This is a genomic window from Streptomyces sp. NPDC096176 (assembly GCF_044763255.1).
Taxonomy (GTDB): domain Bacteria; phylum Actinomycetota; class Actinomycetes; order Streptomycetales; family Streptomycetaceae; genus Streptomyces.
On sequence record NZ_JBIWFV010000002.1, the window covers coordinates 441,363 to 462,330 of the forward strand.

General features: G+C 71.5%; 20 protein-coding genes. 8 read left to right on the forward strand and 12 right to left on the reverse strand.

All coding sequences use genetic code 11. The annotated features are described in order from the left end of the window. Positions 1–324 precede the first annotated feature (324 nt). Entirely contained in the window at positions 325–2,001 is a 1,677-nt protein-coding gene (locus ACIQ7Q_RS07210) for an ABC transporter permease (protein WP_403857357.1), read from the reverse strand. Continuing rightward, a complete protein-coding gene (locus ACIQ7Q_RS07215) occupies positions 1,998–2,984 on the reverse strand; it encodes an ATP-binding cassette domain-containing protein (RefSeq protein WP_403857360.1) in 987 nt (328 codons plus the stop codon). The genes ACIQ7Q_RS07210 and ACIQ7Q_RS07215 overlap by 4 nt, the downstream gene beginning before the upstream one ends. 91 nt (positions 2,985–3,075) lie before the next feature. Between ACIQ7Q_RS07215 and ACIQ7Q_RS07220 the strand changes: the two genes are divergently transcribed. Next, entirely contained in the window at positions 3,076–3,585 is a 510-nt protein-coding gene (locus tag ACIQ7Q_RS07220) for a GbsR/MarR family transcriptional regulator (protein ID WP_403857363.1), read from the forward strand. Here ACIQ7Q_RS07220 and ACIQ7Q_RS07225 read toward each other — a convergent pair. Together ACIQ7Q_RS07225 and ACIQ7Q_RS07230 are read right to left on the reverse strand one after the other, a co-directional pair. Continuing rightward, positions 3,570–5,423, reverse strand: coding sequence for a hypothetical protein (locus ACIQ7Q_RS07225; RefSeq protein WP_403857366.1), 1,854 nt, complete (start codon positions 5,421–5,423; stop codon positions 3,570–3,572). The genes ACIQ7Q_RS07220 and ACIQ7Q_RS07225 overlap by 16 nt on opposite strands. A 35-nt stretch (positions 5,424–5,458) precedes the next feature. Next, entirely contained in the window at positions 5,459–6,262 is an 804-nt protein-coding gene (locus tag ACIQ7Q_RS07230; protein ID WP_403857369.1) for a diacylglycerol kinase, read from the reverse strand. 153 nt (positions 6,263–6,415) lie between these two features. On the opposite strand from ACIQ7Q_RS07230, the gene ACIQ7Q_RS07235 reads away from it, so the two are divergent. Both ACIQ7Q_RS07235 and ACIQ7Q_RS07240 read left to right on the forward strand, forming a co-directional pair. Next, positions 6,416–7,699 carry an adenylosuccinate synthase gene (locus ACIQ7Q_RS07235; RefSeq protein ID WP_403857372.1) on the forward strand — a complete coding sequence of 428 codons (1,284 nt, stop codon included), beginning with the start codon at positions 6,416–6,418 and terminating at the stop codon, positions 7,697–7,699. 334 nt (positions 7,700–8,033) lie between these two features. Continuing rightward, complete coding sequence (locus ACIQ7Q_RS07240; protein ID WP_403857375.1) at positions 8,034–8,777, forward strand: hypothetical protein; 744 nt, start codon at positions 8,034–8,036, stop codon at positions 8,775–8,777. An 82-nt stretch (positions 8,778–8,859) separates the two neighbouring features. Here the strand turns inward: ACIQ7Q_RS07240 and ACIQ7Q_RS07245 are convergent, their stop codons facing one another. Continuing rightward, positions 8,860–9,120, reverse strand: coding sequence for a hypothetical protein (locus ACIQ7Q_RS07245; RefSeq protein WP_403857378.1), 261 nt, complete (start codon positions 9,118–9,120; stop codon positions 8,860–8,862). Between the two features lie 166 nt (positions 9,121–9,286). Here ACIQ7Q_RS07245 and ACIQ7Q_RS07250 point away from each other — a divergent pair, with 166 nt between their 5' ends. Then, a complete protein-coding gene (locus tag ACIQ7Q_RS07250) occupies positions 9,287–9,442 on the forward strand; it encodes a hypothetical protein (RefSeq protein ID WP_403857381.1) in 156 nt (51 codons plus the stop codon). A gap of 31 nt (positions 9,443–9,473) precedes the next feature. On the opposite strand, the gene ACIQ7Q_RS07255 is transcribed toward ACIQ7Q_RS07250, so the two are convergent. Both ACIQ7Q_RS07255 and ACIQ7Q_RS07260 read right to left on the reverse strand, forming a co-directional pair. Then, positions 9,474–11,063, reverse strand: coding sequence for an ABC transporter substrate-binding protein (locus ACIQ7Q_RS07255; protein WP_403857384.1), 1,590 nt, complete (start codon positions 11,061–11,063; stop codon positions 9,474–9,476). Between the two features lie 302 nt (positions 11,064–11,365). Further along, positions 11,366–11,608: an EamA family transporter gene (locus ACIQ7Q_RS07260; protein WP_403857386.1), complete on the reverse strand. Its 243-nt coding sequence runs from the start codon at positions 11,606–11,608 to the stop codon at positions 11,366–11,368. Positions 11,609–11,611: 3 nt separating this feature from the next. Here ACIQ7Q_RS07260 and ACIQ7Q_RS07265 point away from each other — a divergent pair, with 3 nt between their 5' ends. The 3 genes from ACIQ7Q_RS07265 to ACIQ7Q_RS07275 all read left to right on the forward strand — a co-directional run bounded on the left by ACIQ7Q_RS07265 (position 11,612) and on the right by ACIQ7Q_RS07275 (position 14,450). Then, on the forward strand, positions 11,612–12,358 hold the full coding sequence (locus ACIQ7Q_RS07265) for a hypothetical protein (RefSeq protein WP_403857389.1): 747 nt from the start codon (positions 11,612–11,614) through the stop codon (positions 12,356–12,358). Further along, positions 12,355–12,633: a hypothetical protein gene (locus tag ACIQ7Q_RS07270; protein WP_403857392.1), complete on the forward strand. Its 279-nt coding sequence runs from the start codon at positions 12,355–12,357 to the stop codon at positions 12,631–12,633. The genes ACIQ7Q_RS07265 and ACIQ7Q_RS07270 overlap by 4 nt, the downstream gene beginning before the upstream one ends. A gap of 458 nt (positions 12,634–13,091) precedes the next feature. Continuing rightward, a complete protein-coding gene (locus ACIQ7Q_RS07275; RefSeq protein WP_403857395.1) occupies positions 13,092–14,450 on the forward strand; it encodes a S1 family peptidase in 1,359 nt (452 codons plus the stop codon). Positions 14,451–14,493: 43 nt separating this feature from the next. Here ACIQ7Q_RS07275 and ACIQ7Q_RS07280 read toward each other — a convergent pair whose 3' ends face one another. From ACIQ7Q_RS07280 to ACIQ7Q_RS07290, 3 genes are all read right to left on the reverse strand, one after another. Then, positions 14,494–16,146 (reverse strand): serine/threonine-protein kinase, encoded by a 1,653-nt coding sequence (locus ACIQ7Q_RS07280; RefSeq protein WP_403857398.1) that lies wholly within the window; start codon positions 16,144–16,146, stop codon positions 14,494–14,496. Positions 16,147–16,258: 112 nt separating this feature from the next. Then, on the reverse strand, positions 16,259–16,759 hold the full coding sequence (locus tag ACIQ7Q_RS07285) for a MarR family winged helix-turn-helix transcriptional regulator (RefSeq protein ID WP_403857401.1): 501 nt from the start codon (positions 16,757–16,759) through the stop codon (positions 16,259–16,261). Next, entirely contained in the window at positions 16,756–17,349 is a 594-nt protein-coding gene (locus ACIQ7Q_RS07290) for a type 1 glutamine amidotransferase family protein (RefSeq protein WP_403857404.1), read from the reverse strand. Before ACIQ7Q_RS07290 ends, ACIQ7Q_RS07285 begins: the two co-directional genes overlap by 4 nt. Before the next feature lie 186 nt (positions 17,350–17,535). Between ACIQ7Q_RS07290 and ACIQ7Q_RS07295 the strand changes: the two genes are divergently transcribed. Beyond that, positions 17,536–18,891, forward strand: a complete 1,356-nt coding sequence (locus ACIQ7Q_RS07295; protein WP_403857407.1) for an aspartate aminotransferase family protein — start codon at positions 17,536–17,538, stop codon at positions 18,889–18,891. Positions 18,892–19,087: 196 nt separating this feature from the next. On the opposite strand, the gene ACIQ7Q_RS07300 is transcribed toward ACIQ7Q_RS07295, so the two are convergent. After that, positions 19,088–20,026 (reverse strand): hypothetical protein, encoded by a 939-nt coding sequence (locus ACIQ7Q_RS07300; protein WP_403857411.1) that lies wholly within the window; start codon positions 20,024–20,026, stop codon positions 19,088–19,090. Positions 20,027–20,456: 430 nt separating this feature from the next. Further along, on the reverse strand, positions 20,457–20,858 hold the full coding sequence (locus ACIQ7Q_RS07305) for a hypothetical protein (protein ID WP_403857414.1): 402 nt from the start codon (positions 20,856–20,858) through the stop codon (positions 20,457–20,459). Between the last annotated feature and the right edge of the window lie 110 nt (positions 20,859–20,968).

Sequence of the window (20,968 nt, forward strand, 5' to 3'; positions counted from 1 at the left end):
GCTTGGCCTGGCCCTCCACCGGGCTTGGCCCGGACCGCGTATCGGGCTTGGCCTGGCCCTCCACCGGGCTTGGCCCGGACCGCGTATCGGGCTTGGCCTGGCCCTCCACCGGGCTTGGCCCGGACCGCGTATCGGGCTTGGCTCGGACTGCCTACCGGGCTCCGCCCGGCCCCCAACTCCGGGCTCCGCCCGGACCCGTGCCCCGCTTCGCGGGGGGCAGGCACATCCAGCCCCGCTGGGGGCACTCCCCCGTAGGGGAAGGGCGGGGTGGGGAAGAGCTCCGCGCAGCGGCCACCCCGCACCCCCGCGCCCCCCGCGCACCCGCTACTTCGTCTCCAGGTCCCGCCTCCGGAACCCTTCCAGGCCGACCCCCACCAGCCCCGCCGCCAGCAGCGTCAGCACCACCATCGGCGTCCAGTTCATACCCGCCGCCGGCAGCTGGGGGACATGCCCGAACGGCGAGAGGTTGTTCATCCAGTCGGGGAACTGCAGCAGCCGGCCCAGGTACCCGACCACGAAGGCGTACACCGGCACGGTCCACGCCGCCGCGCTCGCCCGCGGGAACCAGCCGAAGAACACCACCGCGACCCCGACCGTGACCCACAGGGCCGGTGCGTACGCGAGCGCCGCGCCCAGCAGCTTGAGGAACAGTCCGCCGTCCGACGCCGAGGCGGCGCCCGAGAGACCGAAGCCGAGCCCTGCCGGCAGCAGCAACGCCGTACCGCCGGCCATGGCCACGGCCAGGTGGCTGCCCACCCAGCGGGAGCGGGACAGGCCGGTCGCGAGCAGCGGCTCCGCGCGGCCCCCGGTCTCCTCGGAACGCGGCCTGAGCGCCGCCATCACCACGTACACCGATGCCACCACCGCGATGACGACCATGACCATCGAGGCGAAGGACTCGGCCATCGTGGTGCCGCCGATCTTTGCCAGCGCCTCCTGGATCGGGTCGATGTTCTTCAGCATGTCCTCGGCCTGGCCGAGGATCGACCCGTACATCGCGCCCATCAGGAAGAGTCCGGCGCCGAAGCCGATGAGCATGCCGCGGTGCAGCCGCAGCGCGAAGCCCAGCGGAGTGCTCAGGGCGTCGGAGGCCACGGGGCTGCCCAGCCGCGAGGCGCGCAGGCCCGCGCCCACGTCCCGCCGGGTCGACAGGACAAAGCCCGCGGCCGCGCAGAGCACGGCGAGCGCCAGGCACAGCAGCAGCGGCCACCAGCGGTTGTCGACGTAGACGTACGTACGCTGCGCCCAGCCGATGGGGGACAGCCAGGACAGCGCGCCGTTGCCTCCGGCGTCTCCGGCGTCTCCGGCGTCTCCGGCGGCGCGCAGGACGTACGCGATGCCGATGACGGCGAGCGCCATGCCGGAGGCGCCGCGGGTGTGCGCGGTGATCTGCACGGTGACGGCGGCGACGGCGGCGAAGGCCATGCCCACGGCCGCGTGTGTGAAGCCGTAGAGCAGCGAGCCGCCGGTGTCGATGCCCTCGATGTCCAGCCCGCCGAGGCCGACGGCCAGCAGCAGGGCGAGGACGATGTTGGCGACGGCCGCCACGGTGAGCGCGGCCGCCAGGTGGGCGTGTCGCCCGACAGCGGCGGAGCGCACCAGTTCGGCGCGGCCCTTCTCCTCCTCGTTGCGGGTGTGCCGGGTGACGATCAGGATGCTCATCAGTCCGACCATGACGGCCATGAAGCCGATCATCTGATGGCCCATCATGGCGCCGAAGTTGTAGTCGTCCAGGTAGTGCCGGGGGCCCGTCATGGCGAGCCCGGCCGGGCTGTCCATGGTGCTGACCACCGAGGCGCGGTCCTGCGGATCGGCGTACAGCGTCTGGTAGTTGCTCGCCGTGGAGACCGTGCCGATGAACAGGGTGACGATCCAGACGGGGAGCCGGATACGGTCCCTGCGCAGGTCGAAGCGGATCAGCGTGACGGTTCCGGCGAGCGCGCCCCCGCCCGTGCGGGACCCGGCCGGTGCGGGCGCCCTTGTCACGGTGGCGGTGCTCATCGCGTGCGTCCGCCGCTCGTGCCGTCGGTGCCGACCATGTCGCCGGTGCCGCCCGTGTCGACCACGTCGCCGGTGCCGCCGCTGCGGCCGTTCCCCGCGAGTTCGTCGCCGTAGTGCCGCAGCATCAGCTCCTCGAGCGTCGGCGGGTGGCTGGTCAGGCTGCGGACGCCGAACTCGGAGAGAAGACGGATCGCGCCGTCGAGCTGGTTGCCGTCCACGGCGAAGCGCACCCGGCCGTCGTCGGTCCGTATCTCGTGCACGCCCGGCAGCCTGTCCAGTCCGGTGACCGGGCGGGCTGTCTCCGCCTCGACGGTCGTACGGGTCAGGTGCCGCATCTCGCTCAGGGTCCCGGACTGCACGACCTTCCCGAGCCGGATGATGCTGACCCGGTCGGCGAGCTTCTCGACCTGGGCCAGGATGTGGCTGGACAGCAGGACGGTCGTGCCGGCGGCCCTCGCCTCGGTGATGACGTCCTGGAAGACGACCTCCATCAGTGGGTCGAGTCCGGCGGTCGGCTCGTCGAGGAGCAGCAGTTCGGCGTCGGACGCCAGCGCGGCGACGATGGCGACCTTCTGCCGGTTGCCCTTGGAGTAGGCCCGGCCCTTCTTGGTCGGGTCGAGGTCGAAGCGTTCGACGAGATCGTCGCGGCTCCGCTTGTCGATGCCGCCGCGCAGCCGCGCCAGCAGGTCGATGGCCTCGCCGCCGGTGAGACTCGGCCACAGCTCGACGTCACCGGGGACATAGGCGAGGCGCCGGTGCAGCTCGACGGCGTCGTGCCAGGGGTCCTTGCCGAGCAGCTGCGCGGCGCCGGAGTCGGCGCGCAGCAGCCCGAGCAGGACGCGGATCGTGGTCGACTTCCCGGCGCCGTTGGGCCCGAGGAAGCCGTGGACCTCGCCGGTCTCGACCGTGAGGTCGAGGCCGTCCAGCGCACGTGTTCGTCCGAACGACTTGTGGAGTCCGGAGACGGTGATTGCCTTCGTCATGGTTCAGAACGTACGCTGATTTCACAAATTTGTGAAGTTAAGGAACGGTATAAACTCGCCTCAGAGGTTCGTGAACAGGGGAGATGATCCGGTGGGGACTGAACAGGCCGCGACGGCGCAGCAGCCGCGCGACGAGGACGCGGTGTCGGCCTTCGTGGAGCGATTCGCCGCCCAGCTCGTCGAGGCGGGCATGCCCCGGATGCCGTCCCGTGTCTTCGCCGCCCTCCTCGCCTCCGACGCGGGCGTCATGACCTCGGCCGAACTGGGCGACGCGCTCCAGGTCAGCCCCGCCGCCGTCTCCGGCGCGATCCGCTACCTCGCCCAGGTCAACATGGTCACCCGCGAGCGCGAACCCGGCTCACGCCGCGAGCGCTACCGCGTGCACAGCAACCAGTGGTACGAGGCGCTGACCAACCGCGACCAGATCCTCAAACGCTGGGAAGGCACCCTGCGGGACGGCGTGGCGAGCCTCGGCCCCGAGACGGGGGCCGGCCGCCGGATGTCCGAGACGTTGGAGTTCTTCCAGTTCCTGGAGAAGGAGCTCGCGTCCCTCATGGAACGCTGGCGCGAACACCGCGACCGGCTCTACGGCGAGTCCTGACCCGCGCCGCCGTCCGCCGTGTCGTGGGCCGGCGCCCACCCGGCTGCCCCGGCCGCCAACCGCTCCAGGAACTCGCGGGTCTCCGGATCATCAGGGCGCAGCTCCTCGTAAGGGCTCTGCGGCCAGTGAGCCCGCCCCTCGATCCAGGGCACGGCGAAGCGCAGGTCGTCCCGCAGGCCACGGAGCTCCGCCGTGCCGACGGCGGCCGCCGGAAGGCCGAGCCACGGCCGCTTCCTGGTGCCGGGCAGAAGGAGGGTGAGCACCGCCTCCGGCGGATCGTCGTCCCCGCCGTCCGCGGGGAACAGCAGGAGAAGGGGAGTCCCGCCGTACGGATCGTGCAGCAAGGCGTACCGCTTCGGTACGGGGTCGGGGGCCACGGCCGCACGGGCGAGCAGCCGCGCCGCGGGCATGTCCCGCGTCAGCGTTCCCCAGCCGGCGTACAGCAGGAGCGCGAGGCCGGCCCCGCCGGTCAGCAGCCCTTGTGCCGTGCCTCCGAGAGGCCAGAGCACCGCGGCGAGAGGGATGAGCGCCGCAGCGCCCGCGACCCTTTCCAGACCGGCCGCCGCGCGAAGGCCACGCACCCGCCACCACGGCACTTCCCGTACATCGGCCTCGGGCCTGCGGACGCTTCCGTATCCGGGTTGCGGGATTGCCTGGCGCTCCGCCTCCGCGGCGAAGACGGCGTACGTCAGCAATGGCGGAGCGGGGTCTGCCTCATGCGGGGGGCGCTTGGCGAGGTCGATGCGCCCACGGTGCGGGGCGGTGACGACCGGAGCGACGGAGCGGCGACGGGTCCACCACCGGACCGCGCCGCCGATCAGCGCGAGGGGGGTGAGGGCGAGGCCCGTCAGCGCCACGGCCTCGTTCGCATGGTTGGCGCGGGTGCCTTCCCAGTTCCAGTTGTAGAGGTCGCCCTTCCAGGGGCCGTACGACACGACGAAGCCGGTCTCCCAGTCGTGGAGCAGCGGATCTCGGTCCGGGTCGCAGTGGTACGGCCCGGTCCGCTCGCGCCCGTCGAACGGGTCCGTCCAGCGGACGACGCACGGGCCGTCGGCCTCTTCGCTCAGCACGGTGAGGTCGATCTGCGGATCGTGGTCCGACGCATTCGAACCGGCGATGCCGAGACCGAGGCAGACCACGCCGAGCAGCAGCGCCCAGCGGAAGATCCCCAGGCGGCGCCCCCGTCCGGCCGCGGTCGTCGCCGCGCCGCTCGGTGCGGTCGGCACGTTCGGTGCGGTCGGCATGGTCGCAGGGCGCGGAAGAGGCGGAGGTGGACCGTCGGCGCGGTCGGACAGCCCCAGCGCCTCGGCCTCTCGCACGAGACGGAACCGGGCCTGCTGCCCGCGTACCGGCTTCGCCCAGATCAGCTCGTCACCGCCGGGCGGCGCGAGGACACCGCCCGTCCGGGGATCGCCCGCCCACCACAGCACCCCGGCGGGGCCCGGGTCGACCAGCCCGTACCGCTGTTTCACCGCGACGACCTTGAGCGGCCACCGATCACCGGTCGCGGGGTCGGCCAGGACGACGGTCGCCGCATGAAGCGAGCGCGGCACGGGCACGGCGGTGCAGACCTGCCAGGGATGCGCGGACAGCGTCCGGCGCATCCGGCGGGAGAGCACCAGGGCCCCGAGGCCGATGCAGGCCAAGCCGATGCCCACGCCCACGACGCCCGGGGACACGCTGTCGGCTCCGCCGAACCCGCCCACGCCGAGCACGATCGCCGCGGCGATCAGCCCCATGCCCGCCATCGCCAGGATGCCGGCCCTCCGCCGGTACCGTTCCAGCGCCTCCGTGGTTCTCTCCCGGTCCGTGGCGACCGGACCTCGTGCCTCGCTCATGCCCCGCCCCTCGACGCCCCTCGCCCGCGGGGGGACTATGCCACCGGCAGGGTCAGCCCCCAGGCCCCCGCACGCACCGTCCACGTCCGCGTCCGGACCGGGCCCGTGACGTGGGCGTCGGCCCGGTAGCGGAAGTCCGGCCCGGAGACCGTGAGCGACCGGGCGTTCGCCCGCAGCGGTTCCTCCGCCGACCCGTGCCGTACGACGACCTCCGCGCGGCCGCCGAGCCCGGCGCGTACGGTCACGTCCTCCACCGGACGGTCGAGGTCGGTCAGGAGCACGCCGTCCGCCTCCACCCGCAGCCGGTGCGTACGGACCGGAGCGGTCGTGGGGGCGGGGCGCACCAGCGTGCGGACCAGGGAGCGGGCCGTGGTCCACACCGACGCCATCTCCGCACGCGGCGTCGTCCTGCGGGCCGCGGGGATCGAAAGGTCGCCCAGCACCACCCCGTCGCTCTCGTCCACCAGAAGGTCCAGCCGCCGCGGGCTGCCGTCCAGCACGGCCCTGGCGGCCGCGACCGCCCCGGCGGGCACGCCGAGCGAGTGCGCGAGCCCTACCGAGGAACCCACCGGGACCAGCGCGAGCACCCCGTCACCCAGCCAGCGGTCACGGTGCAGCAGGGACACGGCCCGCAGCAGCGCCCGGTCGTCCCCCACCACCACCGGCCTGCGGGAACCCCTCCGGGCCAGCGCCCGGGCGAACTCCTCCGGACCCTGTGGGAAACAGATTTTCGCCGCCGACCCGCCGCACAGCACATCCTTCGCGATGCGCACGGACTCGCCGTCCATTCGGCGGGCGACCGGGTCGATGACCACCAGCAGCTGGTCGTGAGCCGACACCTCGGTCCTTCCTCGGGTAGCATCTTTGTGCAAGAGCCCCTTGCGCTATTGCGCCAGGGGCTTCGTCTATTCCGGGGCAACCTGTCCCAGGACTCAGGCACGGCTCCAGCCCCCTGACCTTGGTCTTGCCCCGCCCGGAAGGGGTGTACGCCTGTGCCCGCACTTGTGCTGCTCGGTGCTCAGTGGGGTGACGAAGGCAAGGGAAAGGCCACCGACCTGCTCGGTGGATCAGTCGACTATGTAGTGCGTTACCAAGGCGGCAACAACGCCGGCCACACGGTCGTCGTCGGCGACCAGAAGTATGCGCTGCATCTGCTCCCTTCCGGAATCCTCTCGCCCGGATGTACTCCGGTCATCGGTAACGGCGTCGTCGTGGACCCGGCGGTTCTGCTCTCCGAGCTGAGTGGGCTGAACGACCGCGGCGTCGACACGTCGAAGCTTCTGATCAGCGGTAACGCCCATCTGATCACCCCGTACAACGTCACCGTCGACAAGGTGACGGAACGGTTCCTCGGCAAGCGCAAGATCGGCACCACGGGCCGAGGCATCGGCCCGACGTACGCCGACAAGATCAACCGGGTCGGCATCCGCGTCCAGGACCTCTACGACGAGTCGATCCTGATGCAGAAGGTCGAGGCGGCCCTCGACACCAAGAACCAGCTGCTGACGAAGGTCTTCAACCGCCGCGCGATCGAGGCGGAGAAGATCGTCGAGGAGATGCTCCAGTACGCGGAGCAGATCCGGCCGTACGTCGCGGACACCACGCTGATCCTGAACAACGCCATCGACGAGGGCAAGGTCGTCCTCTTCGAGGGCGGTCAGGGCACGCTGCTGGACGTCGACCACGGCACATACCCGTTCGTGACGTCGAGCAACCCGACCGCCGGCGGCGCCTGCACCGGCGCGGGCGTCGGCCCAACGAAGATCAGCCGGGTCATCGGCATCCTCAAGGCGTACACGACCCGCGTCGGCGCGGGCCCGTTCCCGACCGAGCTGTTCGACGAGGACGGCGAGGCGCTGCGTCGCATCGGCGGCGAGCGCGGTGTCACCACCGGCCGTGACCGCCGCTGCGGCTGGTTCGACGCGGTCATCGCCCGCTACGCGACCCGGGTCAACGGCCTGACCGACTTCTTCCTCACCAAGCTGGACGTGCTCACCGGCTGGGAGCAGATCCCGGTCTGTGTCGCGTACGAGATCGACGGCAAGCGGGTCGAGGAGCTGCCGTACTCGCAGACCGACTTCCACCACGCGAAGCCGGTGTACGAGATGCTGCCGGGCTGGTCCGAGGACATCACCAAGGCGAAGACCTTCGCCGACCTGCCGAAGAACGCGCAGGACTACGTGAAGGCGCTGGAGGACATGTCCGGCGCCCCGATCTCCGCGATCGGCGTCGGCCCCGGCCGGACCGAGACGATCGAGATCAACTCGTTCCTGTAGGCCTGCCGGGCAGGACGGACACGGTGCGAGGCCCCGGACGCGAATCGGCGTCCGGGGTCTTCGCGTCGGTCCCGCCGGGGGAGACAGCCGGTACGGCGGTGGGTGGGCGGGAGTCCTCGCCCGAGGGTGCCCGGTCCCGATCGCCGGCGTCCGCCTGACGGCCGACGGGCCGGGCCCCGTGGTGACCGACGAGTGACAGCCGAGGTCCGCCGGCGTACGAGGCGGGCAGGGGCCTCACCCGCCGTGCACACGGCTGGCTAGGCTGCGTGTTCCGAATGTTCACGCCGGCGCCGAGGCGGGAGCACTGCCGAGGCCGGTTCAGGGGGGAAGACACATGGCGGATCGCCAGACGACCCAGTTGCTCGACAGCATGCGGCGGGGCATGCCGTTCGAGTTCACCACCACGATGTCGATGACGAAGCGGCTCGCGACGCTGGTGTGCGTCGCCGAGCTGTTCGGCTACCAGTACGCCGGGGCCCGGCAGGAGGTCTTCTCCGTCAAGCTGGCCTTCACTCCCGACCCGAGCCCGCAGGCGCAGGCGCGTGCCGCGCAGTACTGGCCGTACGCACCCCGGATCCCCGAGATCCCGCAGCAGGTGCTGGAACTCAACAAGAAGCGGGTTCTGTTCGACCTGAGCAGCAGAGCCGCCCTGCTGAGGCGGCTGCCAGTCATCGGGATCGCGCTCCTGCTGGCGAGCCTGCGCCCGCTCGGCTCCCTGGGCGACAGTCCTGGCCTGGCTCTCGGCTACGTGTGCTTCTTGGCCGTGCTCGCCGGCCTCGGCGTCTGGGTCAACTCCGCGCGCCACAAGAGGGCCGGCGCACACCTGGAGGCCGCGGGTTTCGTGCGCCACGAGCCCTCCCCTGGCCAGGTCTCCTACCTCCCGCCCGGCAGCCTGCCGCCCGCACAGTGGCACGAGCCGCAGCAGTACGGGCCCGGCCGGCAGCAGGGGTACGCCCAGCAGCCCTACGGCGGGCCGCAGCCTCGGTACCCGGCGCCGCAGCCCCAGCCGTACACCCAGCAGCCCCCGGTCCAGCCCCCGTACGGTCACCAGCCCTACGGCGGTCAGCCGCCGCAGTGAGGCACGGCGGCGTCGGGTGGTGGTCGGCTCGTTGCCGTTGCTCGAACCCGTCGGTCGCGGCGAACTCAGCGGTACGCGCGTCTCATACGCACTGCTGCGGACCGCAGTCCTGCAGATCGGGCAACTCGTCGCGCGCCAGGATGCGGCCTACGAGCAGCTCACCCAGTCCATATCCGCGTACCGCCATCTCCTGCCCGAGTCGGACGCTGCGCAGCCCTCGGAGGCGTCGGCCCACGGCCTGAACAAGGAACAGGACCCTGGCCAGGACGATGACTGGGCCATCTCGGGTGATCGCCAACTCGAAGCCCTCGAAGCCGTCGAGGCCGGCGGGCTGCGATTCCACCAGAGCGCGGTCTACGGCTACATCTACCTCTCCGACGGCCGAGGCCAGCGTCCGAACCCGGAAGTCTTGCCCGAAACCATCCGGCGGCTGATCGCCGACGGCCTACTCGACCAGGACACCAGCGAGGGACTCTACCGGCCTGGGCAGCTCCTCGCGCTCACGCCGCATGGAGAGGCAGGCCGCCCTACGCGACGCACGTACGGCCTCGCCGCGCGTATCCGCCGACCTCAGCCGCAGCAACGCTGCCGCGATCTCCGGCGTCGCCGCCGATCCCGCTGTCGCACCCGCCACGAGCGCGGCCACCGCCTTCCGCTCCCGCTGATTCCACAGAGAGGACGCCTCCCATGTCGGTGTCAGCCCTTCTTAATCTCCCAGAAGCGGAAGACCGTGGAGGCGTCGAGCGTCCACTCCAGGCCGGTGATGTTGCCTTTGGCCACGGCGTACTGCTTGCCCTGCCAGAGCGGGAGGATCGGCAGGTCCTCGGCGACGATGTCCTGGAGCTTCCCGATCTTGTCGTCGGTGGCCGAGCGGTCCGCGATGGCGGAGGTCTCCGGGATGATCTCCCCGGTGATCTGCTTGTTCTCGTAGCCGTTGCCGAGGACGTTGCCCTCGCCGAAGAACGGCTGGGTGAAGTTGTCGGGGTCCGGGTAGTCGGGGACCCAGCCCTTGACATATACGCCGTACCGCCCGGCCTGGATGTCCTTCTCGTACTGCTCGAACTCGACGGACTTGACGTCCGCGTCGAACAGGCCGCTCTTGTTGAGCTGCTCGGCGATGGCCGCCATTTCCAGGTCGGTGGCCGGGCCGTAGCGGCTCGGCGTGGACCAGAGGGTGATCTTCACCTTCTCGTCGATGCCCGCGTCGCGGAGGGCCATGCGGGCCTTGTCCTGCTGCGGGCTACCGCCGTAAAGGTCGAAGAAGGCGGTGTTGTGACCGGCGATGCCGGCGGGGACGATCGAGTACAGCGGCTCGGCGGTGCCCTTGTAGACGTCCCTGACCAGGGCGTCCCGGTCGACGAGGTAGGCAAATGCCTTGCGCACGGCGAGCTTGCCCGCGACCGGGTCCTTCATGTTGAAGACCAGGTGCTGGACCTCGGCACTGCTGCCCTCGACGACCGCGATGCCCTGCTTGCTTGCCTCCACGGAGCCCTGGAGCCCGTCGATGTCCTGGGCGGTGAGGCCACGGTAGGCAACGTCGACGTTGCCGTCCTTGAGGGCCGAGCCGAGGCCCTTCTGGTCGCCGCGGAAGAACGTCAGGGTGACGCCGGTGTTCCGCACCCGGGCGTTGCCCTTGTAGTGGGGGTTGACCGAGAAGGCCGCTTCCTTGTCGCTGAAGGAATCGAGCTTGTAGGGGCCGGAGCCGACGGCCTTGCCGTCGGTGCGCAAGGAGCCGGCCTCGTACTCGCGGTGGTCGACGATGGACCCCGCACCCGAGGCGATCTTGCTGGGGAAGGTGGCGTCGGGCACCTTCAGCTTGAAGACGACGGTCCGGTCGTCCGGGGTCTCGATGCTGTCGATCGTGGAGAGCAGCGGGCCGGGGCCGGAGTCGCTGGCGATCCTCAACGCCCGCTCGAAGGAGAACTTGACGTCCTTCGCGGTCAGGTCGTTGCCGTTGCTGAACTTCAGGCCCTCGCGCAGCGTGCACCGGTAGACGGTGCTGCCGGCCTCGAAGCCGCACTTCTCGGCGGCTTCCGGCTCCGGCGTGGAGCCGCCCTTGGGGAAGCTCATCAGGGACTGGAAGACGTTGTTGAACAGCAGCCAGGAGCCGGGGTCGTAGCCGTCCGCGGGGTCCGTGGCGAGGACCTCGTCGGAGATGCCGACGGCAACCCGGACACCCTCACCGTCGGACCCGTCGCTCCTCTCCGTCCCGCAGCCGGCCGCCAGCAGGACGGCGGACAGCCCCGCCGCGAGCGGTGCTGTCGTTCGCTTGAATCGTGCCTTCACAGAACCTTGCCTCTTGATCTCGTATCCGGCCGCGCCCATGGCGACCGGGTCATGAAGGGTCAGACGGTACCGCGCTCGAGTCCCACAACTCGAGGTCAGGGGGAAGCGTTCAGCGTATGAGGGCGTGGGCACCGCATGTCGGAGTAGACGCGGGCGGGTCGCGGTGGGTGCTGACGGGCGGACGCCCCCTCATCCGGCCCCACAAACGCGCCCCGCGAGCACGGGCCCACCAAGTACCAGCGTGCGTCAGCGGAACCCACACCTGTCTGACTGAGGTCCGGAGAACGGCGCCGTAGAGGCGGTCACTCGCGGGGGCCGACGACGATGAGGTCCGGCTCCTTACTGGTAGTCAGGCCGACCAGCAGGCCGAGGAGAACGATGACTGCGCCGGCTACGTGGCCCCAGGTGGGCTCGCCAGTGCCGATGAGGGCAGTGACACTGACCGCGCTGATGGGGATGAGGCTGGTGAATAGGCCCGCCCGCTCGGGGCCGATGCTGGCTACGGACGTGAACCACAGCACGTACGCGCACGCGGTGACCACCACGCCGTGGCAGCCCGTCCCGACACCGAGACCGTGGACGGGATGCTGGCGTCGGTGGCGGAGGGTGCGAACGCGGCGCCTGCGGGGGCGGACGCGACCACCGCGGTGGCGGGCGGCGACGCGGCCACCACCTCGTACCGGCTGGCGCCCCCGTCGGGCGCACCCGCGGAGGCGGCGCGACCGGCGGCGGGGGCGGCAGGGCAGCCCGGGGACGGAACGGCCGCGGAAGCGGACGGCGGGTCGCTGCACGACGCCGTGCCCGAGCCGGCCCGCCCGGATCGGCGGGACGCCGGACCCGCGGGACCACAGATGCCCAGGCGGCAGCTCGACAGGAGACGGCAGATGCGGCGGCGGGTCGCCGTCGCGTCGTCGCTCGCGGGTACGGCCCTGACCGCCGTGCTGGTGTGGACGCTGCTTCCGGACGGCGACAGCGGCACCACGGGCGCCGGGGCCAAGGACCGTGAGGTTCCGTCACAGGTCGGAGCGAGCGACTCGTCCTCGCCGTCCTCCTCGCCCTCCCCTTCGACCGCACCACCGTCGAAGTCCGCCTCGCCGCCTTCCCAGGTCGGCTCGGACAACCTGCTCACCCCGGACGCCATCCGGTCCGCGATCAAGGAGATCAAGGCGGAGACGGGCACGGACAGGGCCGGTGTTACCTGGCGGTGTATCCGGAGTACGTGGCCGTCTGGGCCATGGTGGAGGGCAGCGACAAGCGGTACGACACCTGGACCTACCGCCCGGGTGAGGGCATGAACAGGAGCCCCATCAGCGGCTCCCTCATGGGAGGGGACCTCCCCTTCGACCTGGACGACTTCGACTGGGACGTCCTGCCCGGCCTGGCGAAGAGAGCGGAGAAGGACCTGAAGGTCGACAGACCCACCTCCCTCTACCTGCTGGTCGACCAGGCCAACGACACCTTCGACACGCCGCTGAGGCTGGCGTTCTACCTGTCCGACGCCCACGGCGGCGGCTACGTCCAGGCCGATCTCGACGGGAAGGTGACCAGGGTGGTGCCGGCGGAGCGCTGAGCCGTCGGTCCCACTCCTCGCCGCAGACCCGCTGAACCACTGCAGAGCCGCCCCTCGCACGCGTCCCACGGTGGAGGGCCACCGTACGGAGGGCGGGTTGTGCTCGGGGGCCTGCTCCCGCGACCGGAGGACGGAGGTCGGTGCCCGGACGCCGGAGGTCGGTCCGCCGTTCAGACGCCGCGGCGGCTCATTTGCGGACGTACTCCGCCGGTTCGCCGTCCATGCTCATCCCGCACATGAGCCGCGCTCATCCCGTACATGAGGGGACGCTCTTCATGAGGAGACGCTCTTTGCCCTCGAAGCGGTCGACGCGCAGGTTCTGCGTTCATTCCGTACGGGGGCGTGTCGCGGCCTCCTTGAACGCTTCGGCCCCTCGGCACGTACTGGGACGGGGGGCCTCGGCATCCGGGGCCCCACGTCACTGGTGACGCCGTTCCGGTACGACTTTGGGGCCGCGGATGATGCACACACGACGGAGGCGCGTACGGCGGAAGCTCCAGCGGATCGTGCGGCTGGCCGCCGTCGGCGGGCTGCTCTGCGGCGGGCTGATGGTGTCCACCGCCGCGGCGGGCGAGCCGGCACCGCGAGCCGCCGGTCCGCCGGCCGCCGAGGACCCGACCGCGGGAGTGGTCTCGAGACTCGGACCGTCCCGGACCGCGGGCAGTTGGACGGGCGCCGACGGCCGTACCGTCGTCGCGGTCACCGACGCCGACGCCGCGGAGGACGTGCGGCGCGCCGGCGGGGAGGCCGAAGTCGTGCAGCACAGCATGGACCGGCTCCGCTCCGCCACCGAAACCCTGAGCTCCGAGCCCCCGGTGCCCGGCACCGCGTGGGCGGTCGACTACGCGTCCAACAGCATCACGGTGCGCGCCGACAGCACCGTCTCGGCCGAGGACTGGTCGCGCCTGTCCGGCCTCGCAGAACGCATCGGCGCGTTCGTCCGGATGGAACGGGCCCCGGGGACCTTCACCACCCGGGTGAGCGGCGGCACGCCCGTCTTCGGTTCGCAACGCCGCTGCTCCGCCGGCTTCAACGTGACCAACGGCCAGGACACGTTCATCCTGACGGCCGGGCACTGCGGCCCGGAGCAGACCACCTGGTTCCAGGACCGTCAGGGTGCCGAACTCGTCGGCACCACCACGGCGTCCAGCTTTCCGGGCGACGACTACTCCCTGGTGCGCTACGAGGACGTGAACACGCTCGACCGCACCAACGTCGTCGACATCGGCGACGGCCAGGTGGTGAACATCATCGGGGCGGGCGAAGCCTCCGTCGGCCAGCGGGTGTTCCGCAGCGGCAGCACGACCGGATTCCGCTCCGGGGAGGTGACGGCCGTCAACGCGACGGTGAACTACCCCGAGGGCACGGTCACGGGCCTGATCGAGACCACGGTCTGCGCCGAGCCGGGCGACAGCGGAGGCCCGCTGTTCTCCGAGGGGCTCGCGCTCGGCGTGACGTCGGGAGGCGACGGCGACTGCACCACAGGGGGCACGACGTACTTCCAGCCGGTGACCACGGCCATGGAGACCCTGGGGGTGAACCTGACGGGCGGCCCGCCGGCACCCGGGGGCGACGGCGGGGCGGAGAACGGGGACGCCGGGTCCGGTGTCCCGCCCGGCCCCCCGCCGGGGACGTCGGGGACTTCGGGGGAGTCGAGGGCGTCGCGGGCGGTCACGTCGATCGTGAACTTCGGGAATCCCGCGCTGGGCCTCGGCCTCATCGGCGGCAGCCTGACCTGCCTCGTGGCCGCACGCTGGATCGTGTCGGCGCAGGAGCGCAGGGAGTACCGCAGCTTCCACTCCGCGAGCTGGGGCTGACCCGGGCCACCTGGCCGGGTGTGCACCCGGATGTGATGAGGCGTCAGCCGGACTTGGTGTAGGTGAGGGGCTCGCCGGTCGATCCGACCAGTTCGCGGACGACGGTCGTGTCGTTCGGCATGCTCAGCCGGCTCCACTGACCGGGGGCGCAGGACACACGGTCGCCGAACGTCACTGCCGTCGGGTTGAGTTCGAGGGGCGGACCGGAGGTGCGCAGGGTGGCGGACCAGCCGCAGTCGTAGTTCGGGCCCGTGCCGGTCAGCGTCATGACCTGCTCGCCCGTCTCGCCCTGGGTGATCGTCATGGTCCGGGTGTTGGTGCCGTCCGCCGTGTCGAAGGAGGCCTGCCACGTCCCGACGTACTCCTGCGGGACGCCGCCGGAGGTCTGGGCCGTCGAGGGCGAACCGGAGGGCGTCGGCGCCGAGGTCCCGGGGGAGGCGGAGGCGGGGGAGGGCTTCGGGGACGGCTTCGGGTCCGCGGTCGTGTTCTTGTCGTGGTCCTTGGACATGAACGCGTAGACGGAGCCGCCCGCGCCGAGCGCGACGACCAGCGCGACCGCGATCAGGGCCACCGTCCCGCCGCGGGAGCTGCGGCGCGGGGCGGGAGCAGGGTGTGCGTACGGGGCGGGAGTGGGGTGTACGTACGAGCCGGGGTGATACGGCTGCTGCGGATAGTCGTATGCCGGTCCGGCGGGAGCCGGAGCGGGTGTCGGCGGGGGTGTCGGAGGGGGCGTAGGCCGGGGTGTCCGCTGGGGCGGCGCGGTCTGCGTCGGCGGCTGCACCGGCATCCGCGGCTGCTCCACCTCCAGCAACTGCACGGCATGACGCCCGAGTTGGGCGATCAGTGCTCCCGGCAGCCAGGGCTCGCCGTCGCCGTCGCCGTCGGCGGTCGTCCGGTACAGGATCTGTGGGAGCGTCGGCCGGGACTCGGCGTCCTTGCGCAGACAGTCGCGGATCAGGTCGAGGAGCCCCTCGGGCACACCGGTCAGGTCCGGTTCCTCCTGGGCTATGCGGAACATCTGCGCATGCCCGCCGCTGTCCGCGGAGCCGAACGGAAGCCGGCCGGTGGCCGCGTAGGCGAGTACGGACCCGAGGCAGAAGATGTCGCCGGCCGCGGTGACCCGGCCGCCGCGCACCTGCTCGGGCGACATGAAGCCGGGGGAGCCGACGAGCGCGCCGGTGCGGGTCAGACCGCCGTCGGTGACCGTGTCCAGCGCGCGGGCGATGCCGAAGTCGATGACGCGCGGCCCGTCGATGGTGAGCAGGATGTTCGACGGCTTGAGGTCGCGGTGGACGAGTCCCGCGCCGTGGATGTCGGTCAGCGCGTGGGCGAGCCCGGAGGCAAGCAGCCGCACACTGCGCAGGGGCAGCGGCCCGTGCCCGCCGGAGACGACGGCATGCAGCGCGGGTCCGGCTATGTATCCGGTGGCGACCCACGGGATCAGCGCCTCGGTGTCCGCGTCGAGCACGGGCGCGGTCCACTGGCCGCCGACGCGCAGCGCGGACCGGACCTCGAGGCGGAAGCGGTTGCGGAACTCCTCCTGCTCCGCGAGCTCCTGACGTACCAGCTTGACCGCGACGGTCCGTCCACGGTCGGAGCGCGCGAGATACACCTGCCCCATGCCGCCCGCCCCCAGCCGGGCCAGGAGCCGGTACTCCCCGATGTGTTGCGGATCCCCCGGTGCCAGCTGCTCCATCGCCGCGCGGCCCTTCCCCCCCGTACCGAAATGCTCGACGGACCGAGGATAGTGCGCTTTTGGGGCTGCTCGGCGGGCCTTGGACCGGGCCTCGACGCCCGCCGAGCCGGTGTCAGAGCCGGTCCGCGCTCCCGTCGTCGGTGGCCGCCGTGCCGCCCAAGCCCTCCGCCTCGACCGTGGCCATGGCCTTCGACAGCTGCTCCAGCACCCGTGCGGTCTCCGTGAACCGCTCCGGTCCGAGGATCTCCAGCAGTCGGTTCGCCAGCGCGGCGTGACCGGGATCGATCTTCTTGATCGCCGCCTGCCCCTCCTTCGTGGCGTGCAGCAGCTTGGCGCGCCGGTGGGCGGGGTTCGGGCGGTACTCTGCGAGCCCCTGCCCGGCCAGTACGTCGGCGATGCGCTGCACGCTCTGCCGCGTGATGCCCATGGTGCGGGCGATCCCGGCGACGGACTGCGGTTCGCGCAGTACGGCGCCGAGGACCTGCCAGCGCGCGGCGGTCAGTCCGGCCTCCCGGGCGAGCCCGTCGGAGACGGTGATGAACTGGCCGTTCAGCCTGAAGACGCCGAGCGCCGTGCGGGTCAGCAGCTCCTGGGGGTGGTCTGCGGGCCTCATGAGTTCAGGATCTCGAAGGCCGACGGGTCCGAGTCGTGGAACAGCCGGTACCAGGCGTCCAGCTTCTCGCCCTCGTACACCCCGAGCAGGGCCAAGACCTCGCGCGCGAAGGCGACGGGCTCGGTCGGCCCGGCGGTGATCAGGTTGCCGTCGGTGACGGCGTCCGTGTCCACGTAGTGCTCGCCGCCCTTGTAGCCCGTGGCGTCCAGATAGAACGAGACGGCACTGGTGTGGGCCCGGTCGTCGAGAAGGCCCTCCCGGGCGAGGCCGGCGGTCGCGCCGCAGATCGCGGCGACCGGGACGCCGGAGTCGAGGAAGGTGTGCGCCGCCGCGGCGAACGGCGCGAGCTCGTCGCCCGTGTCCCACAGTTCCGCGCCGGTGAGGACCAGCAGGGCGCTGTCGGCCGGGTCCAGGTCGGCGAGTGCGAGGTCGGGCTGGATGCGCATGCCGCCCATGGTGGTGACGGGGGCGGTGGTGAGGCCGACCGTCTTCACGGTGTGGTCGTTCTGCGTGAGGTGGGCGGTGGTGTGGCCCGTCTCCCAGTCGGCGTAGGTGTCGTACACGGCCAGATGAACTGTCCTGCGGGTCATGGTGCCCTCCTCGACGTTCCTTTCGATGACAGCACTCTGTCATTTCGACAGCATGCTGTCAATTGGCTTTCCGTGCTCGGACCCCTGCGGTGCTGACGAAGGCCCGACACCCTGCCCAGATAAGCGGCCGAGTCCATACAAGGTGGCCATGTCGACCCCCGCCGGCCGTTCCTTACGCTGAGCCGCATGACCCCTCATGCCGACCCCCAGGCCGGTGCCGCCGTCAAAGCTGCGGACCGTGCGCACGTGTTCCACTCCTGGTCCGCCCAGGGCCTGATCGACCCGCTCGCCGTCGCCGGCGCAGAGGGGTCCTACTTCCGGGACTACGACGGAAACCGCTACCTCGACTTCACCAGCGGCCTCGTCTACACCAACATCGGTTACCAGCACCCGAAGGTCGTCGCCGCGATCCAGGAGCAGGCCGGGAAGCTGGCCACGTTCGCCCCCGCGTTCGCGGTCGAGCCCCGCTCCGAGGCCGCCCGGCTGATCGCCGAGCGCACACCCGGCGACCTGGACAAGATCTTCTTCACCAACGGCGGCGCGGAGGCCGTCGAGAACGCCATCCGCATGGCCCGTCTGCACACCGGCCGTCCGAAGGTGCTCTCCGCCTACCGCTCGTACCACGGCGGCACCGCCACCGCGATCAACGTCACCGGTGACCCGCGCCGCTGGGCCAACGACAACGGCACCGCGGGCGTCGTCCACTTCTGGGGCCCGTTCCTCTACCGCTCCCCCTTCTACGCGTCGACGGAGTCGGAGGAGTGCGCGCGTGCCCTCCAACACCTCGAGGACACCATCGCCTTCGAGGGCCCCCAGACGATCGCGGCGATCATCCTCGAAACCATCCCCGGCACGGCCGGCATCATGACGCCGCCGCCCGGCTATCTCGCGGGCGTCCGCGAGATCTGCGACCGGTACGGCATCGTCTTCGTCCTCGACGAGGTCATGGCCGGCTTCGGCCGCACGGGCAAGTGGTTCGCCGCCGAGCACTTCGACGTGGTGCCGGACCTGATGACGTTCGCGAAGGGCGTCAACTCCGGGTACGTGCCACTCGGCGGCGTCGCGATCTCCGCCGAGATCGCCGCGACCTTCGACAAGCGGCCCTACCCGGGCGGCCTCACCTACTCCGGCCACCCGCTGGCCTGCGCGGCGGCAGTCGCCACGATCCAGGTCATGGAGGAGGAGAAGGTCGTCGAGCACGCGGCCCACATCGGCGAGACCGTCCTCGGCCCCGGCCTGCGCGAACTCGCGGAACGCCACCCGTCGGTGGGCGAGGTCCGCGGCCTCGGCGTCTTCTGGTCCCTCGAACTGGTCCGCGACCGCGAGACCCGCGAACCTCTGGTCCCGTACAACGCGGCGGGCGAGGCGGCGGCGCCGATGGCGGCGTTCGGGGCGGCCTGCAAGAAGAACGGCCTGTGGCCCTTCATCAACATGAACCGCACACACGCGGTGCCGGCGTGCAACGTGACGGAGGCGGAGGTCAAGGAGGGCCTTGCGGCGCTGGACGCGGCGCTCTCGGTCGCGGACGCGTACGTGGCGTGACCCGGGGTCCTGCGCTCGGGTGCTCACGCCCCGGCCGCAGGGAGCGGGCAGGCTCGTCGGGGCTGTGCCCGAACCTTTCGCCACGTTCTGCGGGCGCGGGCCAGGCCTCCGGGTCGTCCGGGGTGCGGGCGGATCCGACGCACGTGTGCCGTGCCCGGACGGACCGGGCACGGCACACGGCCGCGCATCGGACGCCTCAGCGACCGTTCACCTGCAGCATGAACGGCATCCCGCTGGGGGTGCTGTTCTTCGGGGCGCCGGCGAGGGCCTTCTCGCTCTTGAACTGGGACACCGCGAGCTCCGCCGGTTGGGTGAGCTCGACCCAGTCCTCGTCCCAGATGAAGTTCTGCCCATTGACGTCGCCGTGCGTCTCCCACACCTCGCCGTCGGTGGTGAGCACCTTGGCGTAGGCCGAGTTGCCCTGGGAGGTGATGGACGCGGAACACGGGTTGGCGGGGAAGTTGTCGTTGGGCGGTCCGTCGCTGATGTTCTGCCAGACGTACGGTCCGTCCGCCTCGAAGTCGATGCCGTCGCCGTCCTCATCGAGGTCCGGGACCCCGTTGCCGTTCGTGTCCGTAGCGCCCTCGTGGAGCCGTTGGCCGACGAAGTACTGCCCGCCGGTGAGCACCACGCTGAACTCTTCGGAGTTGCTGGGCGCGTAGCTGTCGATGTCGGAGCACGGTCCGCTGGCACCCGTCGCACCGGTGGGTCCGGTCGGCCCGGTGGGTCCCGTGGGTCCCGTCGCTCCGGTGGCGCCGTCCGTGCCCGTGGGTCCGGTCGGGCCCGTCGCTCCGGTGGCGCCGTCCGTGCCCGTGGGTCCGGTCGGGCCCGTCGCTCCGGTGGCGCCGGTGGGGCCGGTGGGGCCGGTGGGGCCCTTCTTGTCCTTGTCCTTGCACTTGTCTTTGGCGCTGTCCGCCACCATGCCCGAGGGGCCCTCGGCCGCACGGACACACCGGTCGTCGGCCGACGCCTCTGCCGGGCTCACCGCGGCGGTCGTCCGCTGGCTCGGCCCAGCCGCCGTCGCAGGGTTGCTGAGGCCCAGCATCACGAGGGCCAGCGACGCAACCGCGCCGCCGGTGAGCAGCTTGCTCCGGTGGGGCAGCGGGCCGAGTCCGGCCCTTCTCTCAGGACTCATGCCGTGTCCTACCTTCTCTGTGTGTGCCAACTGGTCACTCGCAGGTCCGTGGACCCGGAAGCACTTGCGTGCCCCTCCGGCATGATTCGGTGGTGTTCGCCCGCACCACGGGAGGCGCGCTCGCTGATCAACACATCGGCTGAGCGGGGTCAGTCCGATGGGGCTACGTACTGGCGCGCCGCTGGGCACAGGCCTCGCCGACGCCTAACGGCGCGCGCACATGCACGCGGGTAAAGCGCGTAAAGGCGGAGTGCACGGCCCGGCCGCCAGCCGGGATGCCGCAGCTCGACGAGTCGGCCGGGGACATGAACATCCCCGCCGCGCGGACCGAGACCGCCGTGGTGGACGCGCACCCTCCCCTCAGGCAGCAGCAGAGGCCGCTGCGGCCGGTGTGGTGCATGAGGGTGGTGCGGCACCGGGGGGCTCATCCTCACGCCCCCCGTTCCACCTCCAAAAACCGCCGCTTCCGCGGCCCCCGGTACAGCAGCGCCTCCCAGCCCAGCCGGGCCAGCGCCGCCGCGCACGCCTTCAGACGGGTCTCCTCCTCCTGTGCCGCGCCGCTGCCCGGCGGGCCGAGCCACTCCACGTATGCCGTGCCCGGGCGCTCACCGGGCCGCACGCGATAGCCCGTCGCCGTGCGCCGGCTGTCGTCATCGACGGCCGAGGGCGGGAAGCCGGACGCCTCCAGGGCGAGGGCGACCGCACGCACGGTGCGGGCCAGCTCCCACGGCGCGGGCGTGGCCGTGCCTCCGGTGTTGTTCGTCACGCGCCGGATCTGGAGCAGGCCTTCGAAGGCCGTCCTCACCTCCGCGGCCCGTCCCTTGACTGACACGTGCGGCCCGTCACCCGTGGCCGGTTCGAACGCCACTGCGGCATCGCCTCCCCTCGCCGTCCAGACCGTACGCCGCGAACCGGGGCTCGGACCCCTGGCCTATCGTGTCC

Coding starts and splice junctions, on each gene's coding strand:
- ACIQ7Q_RS07215 (WP_403857360.1), bottom strand. CDS start 2,984: ATGACGAAGGCAATCACCGTCTCCGGACTCCACAAGTCGTTCGGACGA.
- ACIQ7Q_RS07275 (WP_403857395.1), top strand. CDS start 13,092: ATGATGCACACACGACGGAGGCGCGTACGGCGGAAGCTCCAGCGGATC.
- ACIQ7Q_RS07280 (WP_403857398.1), bottom strand. CDS start 16,146: ATGGAGCAGCTGGCACCGGGGGATCCGCAACACATCGGGGAGTACCGG.
- ACIQ7Q_RS07240 (WP_403857375.1), top strand. CDS start 8,034: ATGGCGGATCGCCAGACGACCCAGTTGCTCGACAGCATGCGGCGGGGC.
- ACIQ7Q_RS07250 (WP_403857381.1), top strand. CDS start 9,287: ATGGAGAGGCAGGCCGCCCTACGCGACGCACGTACGGCCTCGCCGCGC.
- ACIQ7Q_RS07300 (WP_403857411.1), bottom strand. CDS start 20,026: ATGAGTCCTGAGAGAAGGGCCGGACTCGGCCCGCTGCCCCACCGGAGC.
- ACIQ7Q_RS07225 (WP_403857366.1), bottom strand. CDS start 5,423: ATGAGCGAGGCACGAGGTCCGGTCGCCACGGACCGGGAGAGAACCACG.
- ACIQ7Q_RS07295 (WP_403857407.1), top strand. CDS start 17,536: ATGACCCCTCATGCCGACCCCCAGGCCGGTGCCGCCGTCAAAGCTGCG.
- ACIQ7Q_RS07285 (WP_403857401.1), bottom strand. CDS start 16,759: ATGAGGCCCGCAGACCACCCCCAGGAGCTGCTGACCCGCACGGCGCTC.
- ACIQ7Q_RS07270 (WP_403857392.1), top strand. CDS start 12,355: ATGAACAGGAGCCCCATCAGCGGCTCCCTCATGGGAGGGGACCTCCCC.
- ACIQ7Q_RS07210 (WP_403857357.1), bottom strand. CDS start 2,001: ATGAGCACCGCCACCGTGACAAGGGCGCCCGCACCGGCCGGGTCCCGC.
- ACIQ7Q_RS07290 (WP_403857404.1), bottom strand. CDS start 17,349: ATGACCCGCAGGACAGTTCATCTGGCCGTGTACGACACCTACGCCGAC.